2 protein-coding genes are annotated in these 1,684 nt (G+C 33.0%); one reads left to right on the forward strand and one right to left on the reverse strand.

From position 1 onward, the window contains the following. Positions 1-129 precede the first annotated feature (129 nt). Positions 130-855, forward strand: coding sequence for a class I SAM-dependent methyltransferase (locus tag F6K49_RS46560; RefSeq protein WP_293109252.1), 726 nt, complete (start codon positions 130-132; stop codon positions 853-855). A 35-nt stretch (positions 856-890) separates the two neighbouring features. On the opposite strand, the gene F6K49_RS46565 is transcribed toward F6K49_RS46560, so the two are convergent. Then, on the reverse strand, positions 891-1,684 hold a 794-nt coding region (locus F6K49_RS46565; RefSeq protein ID WP_293109254.1), incomplete at its 5' end, for a hypothetical protein.

A 1,684-nucleotide genomic window follows, 5' to 3' on the forward strand; every position in this document is an offset into this window, starting at 1 on the left:
TAGAATGAAATAGCCCTGCTTAATCGGCACTGTTTTCAGTCTGATCATCCTGTCAACGCGCAATCAGTCCAACTTGATTCCAGTTCGCGATTATAAATATTACGTTGATGATTTCTTTCCTTTAAAACCATGAGCCAGTTTACCTATGTCGGGACAGAGTTAGAGCTATTTGCTCAAGCCAAGAATTGGAAAAACTATATAAGAGTCTTATTAACGAAATATATCAAAGGTGATGTCTTAGAAGTTGGGGCAGGGATAGGAAGCAACACCCGTTTACTCTGTCGCTCCCAATATAGTCAGTGGTTGTGCCTAGAGCCAGACAATCAGCTTTTCCATGCTCTAGAACAATCGATTGATTTAAATGGTATCATCAACTGTTATGCCCGCAATGGAACTATTGATAGTTTGAATAATGAGCAATTCTTTGATTCAATTTTATACATTGATGTTTTAGAACATATCCACAATGATAATCAAGAAGTTATCAAAGTGTCTCAACATCTAAAAGCTAATGGAAATTTAGTTATTTTAGGTCCAGCTCATCAAAGATTGTTTACTCCCTTCGATGCAGCTATTGGTCACTATCGTCGCTATAGTCAATCCAGTCTTAAAGCAATAATACCAGATAATCTCAAGATTGTTAAATGTCTCTATTTAGATAGTGTGGGTTTACTAGCTAGTCTAGCTAATAAACTGATACTTAAGCAAAGTCAACCAACTTTAAAACAAATACAAGTATGGGATAGCTTAATGGTTCCTATCTCTAGAACCTTAGATCCTATCTTCAGATATAGATTAGGAAAATCAATTCTGCTAATAGCTAAAAAATATCCTGATAAAATTGATAAAGGTTAATTTTGACTATAAATAAAATTAACCCTATTACTAATTTATTTAGGATGGCCATAAAAACCTCTAAAACCTTTCCACACTTTACCACCGTGTTGAATGTTTTTATTAGCTAAAGACACCCAATACTGGTTGGAATCATCAACATTTTGATCTTGTAAATTTTTAGGGGTTTCAAAATATTCTAGAGACTCTAAATACTCAAAATTATCTTGATCTTCTTTTGAGATTACCGAAATTTGAGCCAACCTTTCTCTAAGAGCTTGAGAATTAGAAATAGCTACTTTATGAAATTGAAGAACTATAGGAGTAAAACAAAGCATTATCCATAAAAAAGCTATAATTATATGGATTTTAGCAAAAATTTTTGAGATTCTATACGCAAGCCAAACAAAACCCAAAGGAACAAGTGAGATTGAAGCTACCCATTGTCTTGTTAAAATCCAATAGTCACTCCGAAAAGAGACATAAGATAAAAATATAGATATTCCCAAGGCTATAATTATTAAAAAAGCAGGACTGATCAGGTCTTTAAGATAAACTTTCCTAAGTTTTGGAAAAACTATAATAATTGAGAAAATCACGAAAATGGGAATCAGCAAGGGATCTAAAAATTTTTGTAAGAATTCAAAATGACTCAAGTCTATAAAAGTTGTGAGTAACTCATCCTTTTTGATCCAATAAAAAGGATCGAATGTAAACTCTGGCCGCCCTCGTAACCAAGTTAATAATCCCAAAGTAAAATAGACTATTGTGCCGAGGACACAAAGAGGAATATTCGTATGTTTAATGACAGAGTTAATGGAAATTTTTTTGCCAGTTTGAATTAATTTTT

Source organism: Moorena sp. SIO3I6 (assembly GCF_010672095.1).

Excerpts from the sequence above, each read along its gene's own strand:
- F6K49_RS46560 (WP_293109252.1), top strand. The coding sequence starts at position 130 with ATGAGCCAGTTTACCTATGTCGGGACAGAGTTAGAGCTATTTGCTCAA.